This is a genomic window from Legionella cardiaca, assembly GCF_029026145.1.
GTDB lineage: Bacteria > Pseudomonadota > Gammaproteobacteria > Legionellales > Legionellaceae > Tatlockia > Tatlockia cardiaca.
In genome coordinates this window covers 2,003,405-2,021,503 of the sequence record NZ_CP119078.1, presented here as the reverse complement: position 1 = coordinate 2,021,503, position 18,099 = coordinate 2,003,405, and the positions used below count along the sequence as shown (strand labels likewise).

The window sequence follows — 18,099 nt, the reverse complement described above, 5'->3', positions numbered from 1 at the left end:
AAAGAGCGAATTGCGTCTTGCTTTTTTTCTGCTATTTTTATTTTGGGTATATTTGCTTTCTAGTCATTATTTTAAAAATATTCTAAGGAAAGGAATTATCATGAATACAGCAGCTCATATGCTTCACCCTGATTCAAAAGAATTTATTCATTGCTTAAGCGAACGAGCCAAAACTGCTTTAAATGGGAGTAATCTTCTCGAATTGTCTCCTGAAGAAGGGAGGGCCGCGTTCAATAAGCTAACGGCTCCTATTGCTGGAAGATTAAAGCCAATCAACGTGTACGTTGAAGATCGCACACTCAATATAGAAGGTACTAATATTAAGGTGCGTTTATATAAGCCTACGCGTGATGCTAAAGATTTACCTGCATTAATTTATTGTCATGGCGGTGGGTTTGTTTTTGGTGAACTGGAGTTTCTCGACTATGCCTGCAGATCATTGTGCGAAGGTGCTCAATGTCTGGTGGTCGCTGTCGATTTTCGCCGTGCTCCAGAACATAAATTCCCCACTGCGCATATGGATTGTTATAACGTTGCCCGCTATATTCAAAGACATGCTCGTGAATTTGATTGTAATGGCAAATTAGCCGTGGGCGGGGATAGTGCAGGTGGTAATATCGCCGCAAGTATTTGCCATCTTGCCAAGAAAAATAGAGATCTGGATATATCCTTTCAGTTACTTTTCTATCCCTGGGTCGATTTAAATAACAAAATGCCCTCAGACAAAACCTTTGCAAGTGGCTATTTTCTTGAAACTACCACTCTAAATTGGATGAGAAAACAGTATTTGTCAAAACCAGAAGATGAGAAAGATCCTGTTGCTAATCCTCAGTTCCAAAAGGACTTTTCAAATCTGCCACCGGCATTAATTGTTGCAGCAGAATGTGATCCAATTCATGACGATGCTAAAAAATATTATCAACAATTGGTTGATGCAGGCAATCATGCAGAATTTATGGAGTGTGGTGGTATTCTCCATGATTTTTGTGCCTTACCTTCTCATTATGAGGCGGCATTGTTGGCTTACGGTGTTGCCAGTTATGCTTTAAAAGAAGCATTTAAACAATAACCCAAATAGTCTTTGGCAGGTTAAATCTGCCAAAGACATATTTCTAAAATAATTTTTAATTATTCACCAAGATTGGCTGAAGCAATGAGTAAATTGCATTTTCCCCAATTAAGGGCGAGTCATAAATCCGGTTGCCGTAAACATCAATCAGGTTAGGTTTGCTTTTATTTCCATGTGCATATTTCTAATAATTTATTAAGTATGATTAGGATTACCAGACTATTTTTTTAATATAAATGATATTTGTCCACCTCGTTCCAGAATTGCTTTCTTAATTAAGTCTAGATCCTCTACACCATGTTGCACTCTTAATGCTTGTAAAACATCATTCGTGGTGATTTGACAGCAACGAAGATTTTTTTGAATGTACTTCCCATTTTTTATAATACAAAGTTTCTCTCCTTTAATGTATTTGCCTACTGTTTGGCTTTTAAATGATAAATATGCGAGGAATCTATGAATGGCGATGATTAATGTACAAACTATCATGGATGATATTAAAGGGATATTATTAACAATCGCTTCACCTAAAATAGCACCCAAAATAATATAAATTATGAAGTCCAGAGGCGAATGGCTTCCGTAAAGCCTGGCAGAATTTGTTCGAAAAAGTATAATCGCGTATATGGTAATTATGACACCTCTAAGATAAAGGCCATAGTCCATTATTTCATTTAAGTATTTGAAAGACATGATCAAATCGCCTATCCATTAGTTAGATCGATGATATCATTAATGAAAAAACATACCAGACAGCCTCCAAATAATTTTAAAAGTACAGGGTTATTTCCTCAAGAGTACCTGTAACAAATCTAAAGGGCTGTAACATCCTCTTGCTGTGCATACTGCATGATGTAACGCCCTGGCAATAGGCTGTACTCCTTGATTATTTGCATGAGTTCCATGGGTACTTGAGAAAAAAGAGTGTTTTGGTAATTATTTAGCAGGGGGTTCGTGTAGATTAACCTTATCCTGTTGAGATTGCATAAACTTATCGCTCTTTGTGATGGATGATGTAGTTATTCTAGTAATTAAGGATTAAGGAAAGATTTATCGACTACGTATTGAGAAACTCAGCGAAAAAACAAGTGAATGCTCAAGAACATTTGATTGAACGGTAAGTAAGGTTGTTTAATTGTTAAGCTTTGGATTGGCATTAAGACTAGTAAAACATTGGCTAGACTTGCTGTATAGTAGGGTGCCTTTTCACCAAATTAGAATGTAAATGGAAATTTTAATATCGTTTTATCTCATCGGATTTCTGGTGCACCTTTATCGTACCTATGTGACACTCATTGGCTTTCGAAACATGAAGCAGACCCTATCGGTTGATATGTTCAAAGAAAGACCTGAGTTAATGCGCTATTTAGCATTTAAAGTCGTCTTCTGGCCTTATTATTTTGTAACAGAAAAAAGTCCACTTGAACGTATCTCTGAAACATTTTTTAAACACTATGGTGACCAAGGCTGCCGTTATTATGGAACTCGCGGAATAACCAATTTTTTTAACGACTTAACGAAGGGTAAAAAGCGCTACCAACATTACAAAATTCAGCATTTTGTCTGGAAACTAGATAGTCCGCTTTATCCCAAAGATAACTCTGATGTGAAAGTGGGTTATGCTGAAATTATCCTGGCAGTGCATAAAGACCATTGCCTATTTCAAATGGTGCTGACTGATAAACCCTTTCGCTCACGTGGGAAGATTAGTCGGTATATGCTGGATGGTTGTGAAAAATTATCACACGCTGAAGTAAGTAATCGATTAAAAACTATAAATGTTGAGGAATTTGAAAAATTTCGCTTCCCTGGTATTAAGGAAATTTAATGAGAGTTTTAATCGGTTTAGCGAGTGTTTTTCTAATAAACTTGGTAGTGCAGCAACTCTTGGCTGTGTCGATAACCCAGACTTACAAGGTTCTCGTTCCGAAGAATTACAAGTTCTCGTTGCTGACGATCAAAAAGACCGTGAAATCGATTGGAGAGATTGATTGGTTAAAGCAAATTAATCAAGGGAGCAAATGCACAACAGAGGAATGTACTTGATTTAAAACCCTCGCTCCAAGGAACAATTCCAGGGTTTTGGTAGAAGAAAATTGGGTTAGCTCTTGCAGCGGTTCGCTTGTTACGTGGATGTCACTAAAAACATATTAGGTTCTTAAGAGGTCTCTTAAGCATACGCACCGTGCTTTCTTTTGACTTCCTAATTGGTTGTGTTAGCCGTGCAAGATTTATAATCACAACTCTAGAATAACAAGACCTAGACTACTCAACAATGCAGCAAATGCTTTCCTATCGTAAAGATAACGAAAAGTTCAAAATTGATTGTTTCAGCCCCATCTAATACGTCTCCACGCCTTAGTGGACCTCATTTTCAATGGTAATTAATGCCGAATGCATCAAAATTAATTATTTTAAAAATCATCTACTTATAATTTTAGATACATAAGGGACCAACAATTTAGTGGTCTATACTTAGACTTACAACCAAAGGAGAATATTATGAACGACAACAAATGGAATCAAAATCAGCAAGATCAACAAGGCGGCCAAAAAATGGGGCAAAATCAAGATGAACGTAAACAAGCTCCTGGTCAAGGTGGACAAAAACAAGGCCATCAACCTGGCCAAGGCCAAGGCAAAGAGCAGCAAGGTGGTCAGGGCCAAGAAAAACGCTAATCATGACACACTAGACAATTAACCTTGTCTAGTGCTCTTTTCTATTTTTCTGTCCTACCAACCAATCCCTGCTAATTTCAAGTTAAAAAAGAGAATTTAAAACATATTTCTGGAGAAAAAGTTTCTGATTCAAAAACGATACCTGAATTCGAGGCGATTCGTCGTAAATTAGATGAGCATTTTAAACGTTAAAAATGACTACTTATTTTAAATAGGCAATCGGAAGCTCCAACCACCGTGTTGTAGTGTGGGGATTTCAGTGTCGCTTTATAGAGCAGGATTTCCGAAACCCTTCAGCGGTAAGTCGCATTGTTCTCCGGCCATATTCAGAAAATTTCTTAGTAGCCTGGTGAAGATGTAATATGTAACTCAGCTACAAGCAAAAGGTTGTAGCTGAGTTACATTTAATTGCTCTATTTTAAGAGCGAAAATTATGTTGATATTGTTTTTCTACTTCTTCTCTGGCTGCAGCAGCTGAGTCAGCAACGTTGAGTCTAGCCCAAGGATTAACTGGCAGAAATTGATTAGCCAATTTCTTCAATGAATCCAATTTTGAAGTGTTCTCAGTTGTAAATTTATTCCCGCTCAGTCTCTGATTGGCTATATGGCGAAACTCTCCCATAATTTGTCGTGCAAACGTGAAGTCGTGGCGGTTTTTTGCAGTCGCACTCGCTATTTTTTCACGCAGTGCATAAAGAGTTTTAGGATGCTTTAGTTGCTCTGGTGTAAAAACTAGTTCTCCTAATGTGTCCTTTATTGCTTGTTTTTCTATTGGAGAAGCTTTTAGAATCCTATGCTCCAGCATAGAAATTACACCATCAAGCAATGTAGATACATTTTTAACAACTTGAGGTATGGGAGGGATTTGTAAAATCTTTTCATCATATGTTGCTAATACGTCATCAAACTCTGCTGGGCTTAATCTTTTACTAGCTGTTTGCTTAGTCATTTTTTGTAGAAGGTCTGCTAAGATTGTTACTTGCTTGGAAGACAATTTTGGACAGGCTTTGGCTAGATCTTTTTTCAGGTTTTCATTGGGTACTAGTCTTTTTATTTCTTTACCGTTTACTGTAAAAGTTTCTTCATGCACTTGACCTAAGCCCTCTACGGCAGTGACTCCTGCTGAATAAATGTCACCTTTTTGTGTAATGTCGGCTCCGGTAAATAACTCCGCGGGTGAATAACGTGGTGTTCCGCGAGGATCTTTGTTTTCATCGTCTTGAAAAGTTGCAAATCCAAAATCAACAATTTTAACAGTCAAGTCTTCATTCACTATAAAATTGGCTGGTTTGAAGTCGGCATGGATAATACCTAATTTATGTAGACGATGCATCTCGCCAAACATGCCGCGCATGATGATGAGAAATTCTTCAGGGGTGTATTTGCTATCTCGAATGAATTTATGTAAATCCATACCTGGACAAAATTCACTAACCATATAAGCTTCTGCTAATTGTTTCTCCTTGGCTTTTGGGAAGAATAATAGAGCTTGGGTAAAGCCTGCATGAGCTCCCACTTTCGCTTCTTTTTCTAAAGCTTCTATCTCTTGAATGAATTCATCGCTGCTTTTAAATTCGAGTTTAACTTTTTTGATAGCTTTTATAGTGCCGGTTAGTGGGTTTATTGCTTTAGAGACTTTTCCGAAAGCACCACGACCTAAGGTTTGCATCATCTCATAAGAGCTCTTTTTACCCTCAGAGTTTTCTATAATTATATGGGTATGGGAGGTAGGATCGAGCTTATCACGACTAAGTTTTTCCCCTTTTTGTATTAGAGGGGAGGATTCAGATCTAGACTTCGAGGACGTCATAATTCTACCGTTATGCTTAAATTGGAATCATTACTGCTAAAGTTTATATGATGACAGTTAAACCTTAATGTTTTATTAAGGAGAATTTCTTTTCCTTTAAATTTTGAATGTGTTATTATTGCGCAACTCAATCTTTTTTGAATCATAATCCAGATGACAAGAAACCTTTATGAATTAAATTTCAATGCCTATTTGCCCAGTGAATTTGTAGAAGTGGATGAAGGTCAATTTACTGAAGTGATGAAGCAATTTTATAAGGATGTTCCTTGTTATTCCAATGTCGCTGAAAAAAAAGCTATTTACTCGACACAACTTACTAAACTTATTGACGAACTGACAAAAATGGTGTTTGAAGTTCCTGCACATTTAAATCATCGTTTCAGTGGGGAGGAGGTTATACAGGCAGTTGAAGAGTTAAAATTAAAATTAGCAGATACCAGTTATGTGCACTCCAACCCTACGGTTCAGGAAGCCTATTTTTTAGCCTACAAAAAGAATCTTGAAACCATTTTTTTTCTCATTAAAGATTGGGAAGCCCAAAAAAAATCGCAATTTATTTTAAATTTAGGCGAAAGAATCATCGTATGCGCAACAGGTGCGCATACGCAATTATGCGAAATCCTCTACGAGCTTACTCAAAAGCCTTCGATTGCCTCGTGGTTAGCTGAGTTAAGAAAAAACATCATTAACGAGTTCGCTGAAAATTGGATTGCAAAACATAAAATTACTGAAGGACACAGTATTCATGTGCACTATTTTTGTGCGGAGCATGCAAAGGAAATGGGTTGGCAAATTCCTGCTCATAGTGAAATTAAGGGCTATGATGATGAACGATTTAAGCCTGCTTCACTCAATGAGGCTACTAAAGAAGAGTTAACGCATTTTTTTAAACAGCGTTATACACCCAAGGCCATGCTGGATAATCTGGTTGTTAATTTTAATGCGCTGTTAAACCCTTACCAAGGTGTAATATTAAAGCCAGACGAAAATGTAAGTATTCAATCTATTTTAAAACCCTTTATCAGTAATAATCTTTTAAATTTACGCGATATCTACGATTTTGATGAAGAAACGAATGCTTGGCAAATTAAGGAGAATTTTAAAGACTACCTCACGAAATTAATTATTCCCTTGCTCATTAAAGAGAACATTTTAAAATCTAACGTAACCATGCTGGTTTTAGAGCAAATGATTCCTCTCATCGAAACCGAGATAGAAAGATTGGGGGAGAAATATGGTGTACAAGATAGACGAGTTGGTATTTTAAACAATACCCTTGGATTTTTATATGAGGTGATTACTGATGACAAGATTGATCAGGCAGCTGCCATTGCAGGGTATATTAAAGAAGTTTATTTAAACAGTACCTTGGATAAATATAATGGCTTACAGAAATTCGGACTTATTCTTCTAAATATGCTTATGATAATTCCTTTAGGCATTCCTGGACTTATTAAACAGGGCCTAACGGGGACATTTTTCTTCAGTTTATCTGGTAAAACCAATGATTTAATAGGTGAGATGAATCAAGAAATAATTGCTTGCACAGCTTAATTTTACTTATTTAAGAAATCATGGTCGTGATGCAGATGAGGGAGGGCAGCAGTCCATGGAATTCTCTTCTGACTCTTTTATTTTCTTTAGTGCGCTTTTTAAGTCTTTAGTGGTTTGGGTGGAACCAAACCCAAGTACCTCTCTGTGGCAATTTATCAAGCTATCAGGGTTATTAATATCTTGCTTAACTTTTTCCTGAACCGCTTTGGGATTATTTTTTACAATTTCCATATAGCAATTTTTTAAAGTTTTAATATGATCTTTTTGCTCAGTACTGAATGCTAATCCGAACATGCCATCACGTTTTTTCGTAACTTCACTAAAATATTGATCTAATCGCTCGAGTTGTTCCATGGTAGACAATGCATATTCGAGTGGTTTAACTTTGGTTCCAGGAATTGGCTGGTTTATATTAGAACAATTATTGAGGACAGTGAAAGCTTCTTCCTGCTTTCCTTGAGACATGTGTTGATAAAACTCAACTAAGGCGACGTAATCTTGATGTTCGTGTTCAGTTAATTGCGACAAAGGTCTGCCATCATTCATTGTTCTTGGGTGTTGCCAGTCGGCCTCTTTGCGAGGAATAGGGCACTCTATATATTTATTTTTTCTTTCCTCTACATAATTAATAATTTTTTGTTTGCGTTCCTTTTTGGCATCTGTTTCAACCTCGTTTTGTAATTTTGGATTCCAGATAATATCGCCCGTTAATTGATAATGCATACCCGCAGCATAGCTAAATTTCTGCATATTGGGATGTACATTCATGAATCTTTGGCATTTTATTGCGCAAATTACATCGCCAGAGGGAATGTCTCTGACCGCTAATTCTTGAGCAAATTTTAGATAACTCTCTTGATGGGCATGAGTTTCAAACATGTTGCTTCCTTGAACAATATAAATCCAAGTTTCTGAGTTGGGTTTATCGAACTCTATTGGAAAAATAGGAGCACAATCCATGTTCGCAGTAACACATACTGCGCTTGCCGGCTCAATGTCATCTCTTGGACGCATAGAAGGCTCTATTGTTTTTTTATGTTGCTGGTAATAATCATAGGTGCCACCTTTTCGCTGAAAACCAAATTCAAATATTTCTTTTGGATCTCGGGAATCACCACGAAAATAAATTTCATCCATTTTCTTTACGTGAGCATTTAAGTTTCCTAATTTCTCTTTTGACATCAGAAAAACCCATAATACATGATGATTAAATTTTAACCAATAACGCCTTGCAGCATACTGATCAAAACTACGCAATTTATGCAGCTATCCCATCGTTTCAATAGGACACAGAGAGATAATTAGTTGACAGGCGATAAGGAAATGCAATAGCTTTAGCCACGCCAGATGAATAGCTGTTTAAGCCAAATAGCCAATTCAGCGTGCCGTAGGAAAGGTTTAACTTGCATTGTATAAGGAAGTACCCATGAAGTCTTTTTATGTTGATCCTGATATTGAAAAAGCATCTACCATCCCTTCTTCATTTTATACTTCACCCGATTGGTTTGAACAAACAAAAGAGAAACTATTTGCGAAGACCTGGCAGTTTTGTTTAAGTTCAGAGGTATTGCGATTAAGCGGACAGGCGCATCCCTTTACCTTGTTGCCAGGATTCCTGGATGAACCGTTGTTATTCATCAGAGATGAAGAGACTTTGCGCTGTTTAAGCAATGTTTGCACACATCGCGGTAATCTTTTAATTGATGCTCCTTGCACGGTTCATAAAATAAAATGTTCTTATCATGGGCGGCGATTCAATCGTTGCGGTGAATTGCTTCATATGCCTGAGTTTGAAAAAACAAAAGATTTTCCATCCACTAAAGATAACCTTCAGCACATACCATTCGGGTGCCTGGAGCCGTTTATATTTGCCTCATTATCTCCTGCAATGCCATTTCAGGAGGTTATGGCTGATATTAAAGAGCGCCTTTATTGGTTGCCTATAGAAAACATGCGTCTTGATATTAATCGTTCACGTGATTATTTGGTAAAAGCACATTGGGCTTTATATTGTGAAAATTATCTTGAAGCGTTACATATTCCTTTTGTACACCATTCATTAAGACAGGTAATTGATTGTAATACCTACACAACGGAGCTGTATCGTTATTGCAATTTACAATTAGCCTTGGCAAGCAATGGTGAAGAAAGCTTTGATTTACCTAAAGATTCACCTGACTATGGGAAACAAGTGGCTGCTTACTATTATTGGCTATTTCCCAATACCATGCTTAATTTTTATCCTTGGGGATGTTCTGTTAACGTTGTAAAGCCACTTGGTCTTGAGTTAACCAAAGTTTCTTTCCTAACCTATGTACTTGATGCAGATAAATTGGGAAAAGGAGCAGGGGGGGAGCTTGATAAGGTAGAACGAGAAGATGAGGCGGTGGTTGAATCGGTCCAAAAAGGCGTGCGTTCCCGATTCTATGATACGGGACGGTATTCTCCCACAAAAGAGCAAGGCACACACCATTTCCAACGTTTACTTTGTGAATTCCTCAACGATTAGAATGACCTTAGTTGCTCATTAGTTTACGAGTGTGCAATAGTTCAAGGATGATTAGATGCAGGATATACCTAAAGAGCATTCGTTGCAGCGAAAGCTAAATGCCCGAATGCTAAGTATGATTACTCTTGGTGGCTCCATCGGAACGGGTATCTTTTTAGCGAGTGGCAATGCCTTGTCACTTGCCGGGCCAGGAGGGACATTACTGGCTTATCTCATTATGGGAATGATGGTTTACTATCTGATGACCAGTCTAGGTGAAATGGCGGCATTCATGCCAACTACTGGTTCGTTTTGTGTTTACGCGGCTAAATTCGTTGATCCCTCCTTAGGCTATGCTTTGGCATGGAATTATTGGTATAGCTGGGCGGTTACAATTGCCTCGGAAATTTCTGCATCTTCTTTGGTGATGCACTTTTTTTTCCCTGAAAGTTCATCATTGCTTTGGTGTGCGGTATTTTTAGCGCTTACTATTGGCTTTAATGCGATATCGACAAGAGTGTTTGGTGAAGCAGAATATTGGTTTTCTTTTCTTAAAGTCGCGGTCATTGTGCTATTTATCGTGAGCGGTTTTGCCATGATTTTAGGAATTACCACTTATCAGCCTGTGGGTTTTAAATATTGGACGATAGGGGATGCGCCTTTTCATGGCGGATGGCTAGGAATTATTAGTGCATTTATGGTTGCTGGATTTTCATTTCAAGGAACAGAGTTATTAGGTATCGCAGCAGGTGAAAGTCAAAATCCTCAAGAAAATGTTACTAAAGCCGTCAGGTTAGTATTTTGGAGAATTTTGTTATTTTTTATCCTTTCTCTTTTTATTATTAGCCTTTTAATTCCCTATAACTCAGAACAACTGATGGATTCGAATGTGGTTACTAGTCCATTTACACTTGTATTTAAACAATATGATAAAGCCTTAGCAGCATTGTTAATGAACTGTGTGGTTCTTCTCGCTATTTTATCTACCGCTAATTCTGGCCTCTATGTAGCAAGCAGGCTTCTTTGGCATATGGCGAAAGAAGGTCATGTTTCTCGGGGATTGGCCAAAGTAAATAAGCGTGGAGTACCCATCTATGCCTTATTGGCGACAGGGTCGGTGGCAATGCTGGCCTTCTTATCCTCTTTATTTGGTAATGGTGTAGTTTATTTTTGGCTTCTCAATGCGGGTAGTCTGGCTGGTTTTATTGCCTGGATGGGTATTGCGATTAGCCATTACCGTTTTCGTAAAGCTTATCTCTATCAAGGGAAAGACCCACGCAGTCTTCCTTATCTGGCCAAAGGTTATCCTTACGGCCCGCTATGTGCATTTGGATTATGTCTGATTATTATAAGTGGACAAAATTATGCTGCCTTCATGGGAAATCATATTAATTGGTATGGTTTATTGATTTCTTATATTGGCTTACCATTATTTCTGGTAGTGTGGCTTGGTCGTAAATGGCTAAAGAAAACAAGATTTGTAGAATTAAGAGAATGCCAATTTGATGTTTGAATCGGCATTGGTTTTATTTCTAATTATTGTGGCGACTTAACTTTTTAATTTCGTCCAGTTCACATGAATCTCGCACTCATCGTCGCCTAATTTTATACATTTTTTTTCTTCTATATTGGCTTCATCTTTATAGTAATGGATAACCCATTGGGCTAATGCTTTGTATAAGCCACATAACTTATTCGGGGAACGATAATGGGTAATAAGTTTATTGGGTAATTGTTCCAGCTTAAATTTTTCGTTAACGGCCTGACGAGCAACTGCATCAGCACATCCCGTTGCAAAACAATTGTGGATAGTGGGTTGTATGGATAAAAATTCATAAGAGTTTTTTGACATCTGAAACCAGGTGGGAAAGCGCACAATCACATCATTACAAAAATAATCAGCATAAAGTGCTTCTATTTCCTCTTGATTTAGTTGTAACAAGTCAAGGGCAGCAGTGAGTAAGCGTTGCCATTCTTCATCCGTGTAGACATTATTAATTTGGAAGTTTTTGTCCTGAGGAACTTGTGCCAATTTCTTTAATTGCGTAACTCCCTCCTCTCCCTTAATACTATGAACCATATTTAATAGTATTTTTTGTATAAGTCCGATCATGGCATTCCTTCTCCAAAACCAATTCCTGGTAAAGCAATAAACTATTTTATAAGTATAACCATAAAGTGACTAAGTGCATATCAGAGCGTTTAAGGGTTGATTAACGAGTAAGAAGCTTTGTGTGAGATTGCTCTGGAAATTGCTGTCCCAGGAGATGTTCGAACTCAGAAACGCTATGGGGTTCTGACCAAAAATGAAAGGAATTTCGTTTTATTTTACAAACTTCTCTAATGTCTTGGATGTATTGGTCAAGGTCTGGTTCTAGATTGTCACTATCAAGACGGTTTTGAATTTGGGTTAACAAGGCTATTTTCCAAGCACTGTTTCGCGCTGTTTTTCGTCCATTTTGCTGATTGGCAATATTTCCCTTAAGCGTTTTAAGAATGGTTATTAATTTAGCTGTATTATCTAGAGGTAATTCTTCATCCACTGAAATTTGAGGATAAAAATCATTTTTAGCGACCCATGAATTTGTTTCGGCATTTTCTTCACCGAACATTCTATAATCATAAAGATAGTTGGCGGCATTGATGATATTTTTGGGCGAAGCTTTAACAAGTAATAAACAGTACTCCCCTTGAGCATGTCCCCATTTTGCAAAAGGAGATAATAAACCTAGTCCTCTTTGCGTTAATGAATTACCTTGGGTTAATTGAATATTATTTATTTCACTTGAATAAATAATCCACCCATTTTGAGCTTTATCAAAATAAAGAGTTTGCCAATGACCCGGACCACCATTGGTGCCTGTTCGTAAAAAATAAACCTTATTTTTGTCAAGTTTTTTGAGGTCATTTTCTAAGTTTTGTTTTTTATCACCACTAATCCAATATTGTTTTTCTTTGTCCTCACTAAACAAAAAGGCGGGGCTAATATCTACCTGACTATCTGGTGTTATCTTTGAATACTGGAATTGGATATTGCGTTTTAGAACTAATTGAGCAGCCTTTATAATCATTGCTTCAGCACAATTTTGATTCACTGATACTGTTTTCTTTTCGTTCTTCTCATGATATTCAAGATTTAATAATGCACATAACTCTTGTTCTGATATCATACGCCAATCAAATGCAAATTTTTTATTCTCATCAAGTTGTAGAAAAATTGCTTCAATTAACTCAGAGTTAGCTTGTTGCCAACTGTAAAAGCCATCTTCTGTTTCATCAAAACTATCACGATTTTTGATAAGATTATGGATTGCCTCAGCATTAATTTCAGGAGGATTACTCTGCTGTAGCGTGCTATTCTTTTCTTGAGAAGTTAAGCCAAGTTGTGGCGTAAAAAAATAGATAGCAATCCCTTTTGCCTTATTTGTATCTATTTTCCGGGCAACATGCTCGATTATTTCTGCAGATTCGGCAGTCGATGATAGAATGCCTGTCAATGAATCATAACTGTAATAAACTCCTGCTCGTTTAACCAGGGATATAGTATGTCCATCCATTCTCAGCGTGATTCCCTGAGGATCTTGCAACGAGGTAATAACCGCAGCTGCCTGTCTGTCTAATGGTGGCTTTTCATCAGTATTTACCAGTTGTTTCAACCTGGACGCACTGATTGTTGCCCAATCAATTGCTGGAGAACCAGGGGGAAGTTTTTTCTCAATTGCTTCTATTAAATCTAGGTTGAAAGTATAAAATTCTAAATCCAGTGTGCCGTTATAGAGGTAACCATCTCTATTCGCAATTATCGTGGCTACTGTCTTGTCACTTGCTGGGGCAGCCAAAAGTGTTGTTTTCGGCGCTGGAAAGGATTCTGAAAAATAACGTTGATAGGCTGCTTCTTCTAACAAACCTTCGCCATGTTCATAGGCATTACCAAAATCTCTTTGATAGCACTGCTGAAACTCATAGTGTGCTTTGACTACAGCATGCTCCATTTCTTTTTCATTTTGCGCACTTAAAATAGCTTGAATCGCTGCAATACTAATCAACGTGCAGGCATTAACTGTTTGGGGCTGTGTAACATGTTTATGTTTCATGATTTAGAAGGATAGTAAGTGCTTGAGTATTTTGCCTTAAAAAAATTAATAAAATATTAAATTACAGAAATATATTTTTACAACTCCTGGCAGCTTGCTTTGCACACTGAATTATTTGTAGGGATGGTTGCCTGCCCGCGGGCATGACATATTTTAGCGTCTATATAGCATAAACTGTTGTACTCACGCAGGCGGGTAACCATTGGATTAAGTGTTTATCTACCACCGAAGCACACATCAAGTGTAATTGCATCTTTGGGAGGTAACCAGTGACCATAATCTTCACCTTTCCAAAGGCTAATTTCACTAAGTTTTGCTTGAACGCTTTCATGAGTAATTCCCATGCGTTGAATCCAATCTTCACAACGTTTTTTGACATGCTTGCGAATAAGGCCTCGCATAAAGAAGTAATGAGCGGGGTTCCATGCTTCATTTAAATTATCATTCAAATAGGGTTTCAGTAGATTATCTTTGTCAATATTGCGAGCAAATTCCCATTTATTACCGCGCAGAATTATAAGGGGAGCAAGTGTTTGGTCCCCGATTTGTACACTGTGAGCTATATTCATATAAAATTTCCATCCGGCGTAATTTGCCGAGAGATCAGCATTAGAATAAATACCATTGATTAAAGTACCGAAAAAACCATCCTCTTGGCGCTGACCGTGGGTGATAATGGCGGCATGTGCTTGCTTGGCGGATTTCCCGTGAGCCAGAGCGTGCATGTAAATTTTGTAGTATCCATTACCTTGCTGAAAAAAATGGCCAATCTTGTCGGTGCCAAAATGATAGCCATACATATTAATGGTAGGAGAAAGTAAACATAATGTTCCAGGAAATTGGGAGAGTACAAGCCAATAAACCGTCTTCCATGGCCAGATTGCACTATAACGCATTGGTTGTAGCTCTTTGGGAAAATGACTCCAATGTAACCATCGCTCATAAGTCGACTCAGGTAATCCAATGCCAACCTGTTTGTAAATCAAGTGAATGACATAGGCGTCGGTACGGCGTTGTGCTAATTGGGAAGCAGCTCTTCGGCTTTGTTTAGCGTGTGGTAACAGAGATTGAATTTCAGAATTGGTTTGGTTCATTGCATTTTCAAGAACCTCAAAAAGTTTACGGCTTACTGTGGGACCGATATCCACCAATTCATAAGGAGGGAGGGTGAATTGATCTGTTTCTTCTGCTTGAGCTTCCCATAAGTTTAAAAATAAAATCATTATCCAAAGAATGCGTCCTGCCAAACCCATATTTTCTATCCTTTCATACCCAATTGCATTCATAACCTGTTAAAACAAGTAATATGAAATATCTCTTCCTGTGTATAGTACTTATTTTAAAAAATTTAGGATACTATTGCTGCAAAGACTGACTAAGCCTATTTAAGGCCGTGATAATTGGTTTCCTTAATGGAGAATAAGCTGCTCTAAAAATAGATGTATTTCTTCGCTTCTTTTGTAGTAATTAGTTGATCCTATTATTTTTTTTGTTGTTCAAGTACCTGGCGTTTTTGTAAATGAAAAATATCCAATCAAAAGAGATAGTGCATTTAATTTGATTTCTTAAGTAAATATTAAGGTTTTTATTGTAATATATGCGTTCCAAGAGTTCATTGTGCTCACTTTTTTATAGGATGATCGTATGTATCGGTATAATCCACATAACCATGTAAAAATTTGGCTCAGTAATAATCCACGCGTTTTTATGAACACTGAGAATCAGGTGCGCTTAATTCAAATGCGTGAAAAAAATCCATCTGATGCGATTAACCTAATCTACGATTCATCTTTGCTCAATGAACAAGCCCTTCAAGACTTGAAAAAGTTTTGCAATGAACATCGCATTATTCCTGTGGATGCAAATAAATTTCCAGAATTACTTATTTCAGAGGAAGAAAGAAAATTATATGCGTTCTATAAAGATGAAATCACTCATTTAAAAGATAAAGAAACTTCCCAGCCGCTGGGAGGCAATTTAGCAGTTGCCAGCGATATTCTAAGATGGTTGTCTCCTGTCTATAAACTAGGCGCATATACCGATTTTGATGTTCCAGTTGATACGACTAATCTACCTGAAACAATAGTTACAGAAAGTCCTCTGTTATTGAACATTGGTAGTCTACGTACCGGAAGTAAAGACATCATTATCTCCAATAATGATTATATTGCTGTTATTGATTCAGAAGCTGCAAAAGCTGACATAGAAAAAATACAAAAAGGCGTTATAAGCGTATTGGAAAATTACGAGAATGATTTTATTGAAAATACTGAGGCAGAATTTGGTCGAGATAGCTTTCTAAATAAGTTTTTTATAGGTTTTATGAAAAATCGTTCAGAATCGATTTATATTGCCAAATCAAAATCAGTTCCAGGTCAAGAAAAGAAGTCCTCCAGAGAGCTTAGAGCGCATATTATGGATATAATGTCTGATAAAACTAAGTTTTTGGAGTTTAATCGAAATTCGCCAACGGAAACTCCCGCCGACATTATCAAGCGTCTACGTCAAGAATTAAAAGGCCAGCTTGGTTTCTTTAAATGGCTATTTTTTAGAAGTGAATATCGTGAAATTAAGTCTGCTTTAAAGCAGGACGATAACGCTCTAATAGATTATCTAATGAAGAAAGAGCGTACTCTTTATTTAAAATCGATTGTTGTATGTACAACGGGTCCAATTGCAATTGCAAAATTTTTGTTTAATGGATACGTTTTTGATTCAAAGCATTTCGATTCACAAATTAAGCCTTATTCATTTAACCATTATGGTCTAAGGGATTCGTTTCAATCCAAAAACTCTATTAAAACACATGAAAGTATATTTGGTATGATACGTTTTCTTGGTGCAGAAGATGGAAATTTAAATGATTCTTCCTGGCTGGAATCAGGCGCTCAATTACAAAAAACTCGCGGGGAACGTCTTGAGGAACGTAGAGAAGCCCTGAAAGCACAAATGCCTGACATCTTGCAGGAGACTAGAAAAGATATCGAAGATCATATAGAGGAAATTAAAACAAGTTTAGAAGGTTTCCGCGGACTATTCTTTAGGGCCCGCAAACGAGAAAAAATAATGGCTCTTACCAATGTCTTGGATTGTTTTAAAGAAGACTACTCATTTGATACTAATGCCTTTAGTGAGGTGTTAAAGACAAGTCGTGCTAATAGTAAAGTGTATGCTGGCTTCTTTTCCAGGCAAACGAAAACAATTATTGAGAATTTGGCAGAAACTTGCAATGACGCCATTGTGCTGGGACTAACAGAATCTAGACAAATAAAGCTGGAAACCAAGTCTAAAGCGCCTGCGACTGTTACAGATTTAACTACAAGGTCTTCAACAGATGAGGAGCCTTATAGCACACCTGGTCTTGCGTTCTTTAAAGAAGCAGAGCAAAAACCTTTTAACCCTCCAGAGTTAGGCGTAGCAGTTACTTTTCAATCTTCATAGAAATTGACGATATTGTCTATCGTCAATAAGTATGAAATTTTCGGCAAAAGGGGGGCTATTTTAACAGTAGCCAACATTCAGTCAGTAATTCTGTTTCAGCCACTTCATGATCAAAATTGTAATAACAAAAAATGCAGGGTAAATCACCTAACTCCTCGCCAGAAGCAGGCAGCCATTCGCGATATAGGCGATAAATTGTGTCACTGATAGTATCCCGTGAACCTCGATGCATAACTACTGCATAACGACCTGAGGGAAGATATTTTTCAATAATATCGCTCTCGAGCTTTAATTTTTCTGGTACGGTGATTGCCAAATCAAAGCGAAAATCCTCTGCTGCCGTTGTTTTCGGATCGTCATAAGCAAAACCAAAAGCTTCCCCGGCTTTGGGTTTTAAATTTACTACCTGGGATTTTGCCCAGCCAATTAATTTATTGACGCTTTCTCCTAATCGTTCTGGTGCTCCACGATGTTCAAGTACGGCTAAACGTCTTGCTGCTATGTTTTTGATAACAACACTCATTAGTTTTTCCTCTGTTCTTGCTAAATAATACGGAGGCTTTTCCCATACAGACCAACTCGAATGCGATCTAAACTCGCTTGGACTCAGGTTACAAGTTTGTTTAAATGCACGCGTAAATGATTCATGAGATTCAAAACCCGCATCAATTGCAATTTCTATAATTGTTTTATCTTTATAAATAATTAATTGATGTGCTGCTCTTTTTAAACGCAGCCACCGTATATATTGTTGTAAAGATAAGCCTGTGTAAGCCGTAAATAAACGATGAAAATGATATTTTGAAAAGCATGCAACTTCACTCAATTGATTTAATGTGAGTTTTTCATCCAGATGTTTGCCAATAAACGAGATTACTTTCTCTAATTGCTGTTGATAATTCATGTTTCTAAATTCCATCATCATTTATTTACCCAACGTGATGTTAGCTTGCTTGTGAAACAA

The 18,099-nt window shown here is 37.3% G+C and carries 14 protein-coding genes; 7 read left to right on the top strand and 7 right to left on the bottom strand.

Annotated elements, in window-relative coordinates:
- Nucleotides 1–100: 100 nt before the first annotated feature.
- Complete coding sequence (locus tag PXX05_RS08615; protein WP_275087821.1) at nucleotides 101–1,069, top strand: alpha/beta hydrolase; 969 nt, start codon at nucleotides 101–103, stop codon at nucleotides 1,067–1,069.
- Between the two features lie 219 nt (nucleotides 1,070–1,288).
- Here the strand turns inward: PXX05_RS08615 and PXX05_RS08610 are convergent, their stop codons facing one another.
- Nucleotides 1,289–1,762, bottom strand: a complete 474-nt coding sequence (locus PXX05_RS08610) for a DUF421 domain-containing protein (RefSeq protein ID WP_275087820.1) — start codon at nucleotides 1,760–1,762, stop codon at nucleotides 1,289–1,291.
- A gap of 532 nt (nucleotides 1,763–2,294) precedes the next feature.
- On the opposite strand from PXX05_RS08610, the gene PXX05_RS08605 reads away from it, so the two are divergent.
- Both PXX05_RS08605 and PXX05_RS08600 read left to right on the top strand, forming a co-directional pair.
- A complete protein-coding gene (locus PXX05_RS08605; protein WP_275087819.1) occupies nucleotides 2,295–2,897 on the top strand; it encodes a hypothetical protein in 603 nt (200 codons plus the stop codon).
- Between the two features lie 674 nt (nucleotides 2,898–3,571).
- Complete coding sequence (locus tag PXX05_RS08600; protein WP_275087818.1) at nucleotides 3,572–3,748, top strand: hypothetical protein; 177 nt, start codon at nucleotides 3,572–3,574, stop codon at nucleotides 3,746–3,748.
- A gap of 418 nt (nucleotides 3,749–4,166) precedes the next feature.
- Here PXX05_RS08600 and PXX05_RS08595 read toward each other — a convergent pair whose 3' ends face one another.
- Nucleotides 4,167–5,420, bottom strand: coding sequence for a protein kinase domain-containing protein (locus PXX05_RS08595; RefSeq protein WP_275087817.1), 1,254 nt, complete (start codon nucleotides 5,418–5,420; stop codon nucleotides 4,167–4,169).
- 291 nt (nucleotides 5,421–5,711) lie between these two features.
- On the opposite strand from PXX05_RS08595, the gene PXX05_RS08590 reads away from it, so the two are divergent.
- Entirely contained in the window at nucleotides 5,712–7,112 is a 1,401-nt protein-coding gene (locus PXX05_RS08590) for a hypothetical protein (RefSeq protein ID WP_275087816.1), read from the top strand.
- 18 nt (nucleotides 7,113–7,130) lie between these two features.
- Here the strand turns inward: PXX05_RS08590 and PXX05_RS08585 are convergent, their stop codons facing one another.
- Nucleotides 7,131–8,294 (bottom strand): hypothetical protein, encoded by a 1,164-nt coding sequence (locus PXX05_RS08585; protein ID WP_275087815.1) that lies wholly within the window; start codon nucleotides 8,292–8,294, stop codon nucleotides 7,131–7,133.
- 244 nt (nucleotides 8,295–8,538) lie between these two features.
- Between PXX05_RS08585 and PXX05_RS08580 the strand changes: the two genes are divergently transcribed.
- Together PXX05_RS08580 and PXX05_RS08575 are read left to right on the top strand one after the other, a co-directional pair.
- On the top strand, nucleotides 8,539–9,621 hold the full coding sequence (locus PXX05_RS08580) for an SRPBCC family protein (protein ID WP_275087814.1): 1,083 nt from the start codon (nucleotides 8,539–8,541) through the stop codon (nucleotides 9,619–9,621).
- Nucleotides 9,622–9,676: 55 nt separating this feature from the next.
- On the top strand, nucleotides 9,677–11,113 hold the full coding sequence (locus PXX05_RS08575) for an amino acid permease (protein WP_275087813.1): 1,437 nt from the start codon (nucleotides 9,677–9,679) through the stop codon (nucleotides 11,111–11,113).
- Between the two features lie 36 nt (nucleotides 11,114–11,149).
- On the opposite strand, the gene PXX05_RS08570 is transcribed toward PXX05_RS08575, so the two are convergent.
- From PXX05_RS08570 to PXX05_RS08560, 3 genes are all read right to left on the bottom strand, one after another.
- The gene (locus PXX05_RS08570) at nucleotides 11,150–11,713 is read right to left on the bottom strand and encodes a heme NO-binding domain-containing protein (protein ID WP_275087812.1); all 564 of its coding nucleotides are present in this window, start codon (nucleotides 11,711–11,713) and stop codon (nucleotides 11,150–11,152) included.
- 100 nt (nucleotides 11,714–11,813) lie between these two features.
- Complete coding sequence (locus PXX05_RS08565; RefSeq protein ID WP_275087811.1) at nucleotides 11,814–13,694, bottom strand: hypothetical protein; 1,881 nt, start codon at nucleotides 13,692–13,694, stop codon at nucleotides 11,814–11,816.
- 215 nt (nucleotides 13,695–13,909) lie between these two features.
- Nucleotides 13,910–14,980, bottom strand: a complete 1,071-nt coding sequence (locus tag PXX05_RS08560; RefSeq protein WP_275087810.1) for a hypothetical protein — start codon at nucleotides 14,978–14,980, stop codon at nucleotides 13,910–13,912.
- A gap of 358 nt (nucleotides 14,981–15,338) precedes the next feature.
- Between PXX05_RS08560 and PXX05_RS08555 the strand changes: the two genes are divergently transcribed.
- Nucleotides 15,339–17,135 carry a glycosyltransferase family 88 protein gene (locus PXX05_RS08555; protein WP_275087809.1) on the top strand — a complete coding sequence of 599 codons (1,797 nt, stop codon included), beginning with the start codon at nucleotides 15,339–15,341 and terminating at the stop codon, nucleotides 17,133–17,135.
- A gap of 55 nt (nucleotides 17,136–17,190) precedes the next feature.
- Here the strand turns inward: PXX05_RS08555 and PXX05_RS08550 are convergent, their stop codons facing one another.
- Nucleotides 17,191–18,060 (bottom strand): AraC family transcriptional regulator, encoded by an 870-nt coding sequence (locus PXX05_RS08550; protein WP_275087808.1) that lies wholly within the window; start codon nucleotides 18,058–18,060, stop codon nucleotides 17,191–17,193.
- Nucleotides 18,061–18,099 lie beyond the last annotated feature (39 nt).